Raw genomic sequence first — 284 nt, 5'->3', positions numbered from 1 at the left:
CCCATCCCGACGGAACGGCGGCCGGAGGTCGTGCGCGGCCGGCTCGCCGGCGGTGTCGGCGCCGGGCCCGTGACGCCCGGGCGTCAGAGCGGGGGGGCCGGCGGGCCTGGACGGCCCTGCCGGATCCCGGTCTTCGTGCCCCGATCGCGGACCGGGGCGGCCGGCCCCAGCGGGCGGCGGCGTTCTGCGCCAGGGTGCCGTAATCCTTGGCCTGGGCCTGGAGGGCGGCGAACTGGCTGCGGACGAACTCGGACTGGAGCTCGAACGCCTCGCGGAGATCCTTC

The 284-nt window shown here is 77.8% G+C and carries 1 pseudogene; it reads right to left on the bottom strand.

Going from position 1 to position 284, the window contains the following annotated elements:
- Positions 1-169: 169 nt before the first annotated feature.
- Positions 170-284, bottom strand: a pseudogene (locus ACLBX8_RS32140) (phasin family protein); the annotation flags it as partial.

It is taken from the genome of Methylobacterium sp. D48H (assembly GCF_053345715.1).
Note: the sequence above shows the minus strand (reverse complement) of the source record. Positions and strands in the feature narration are given on the sequence as shown.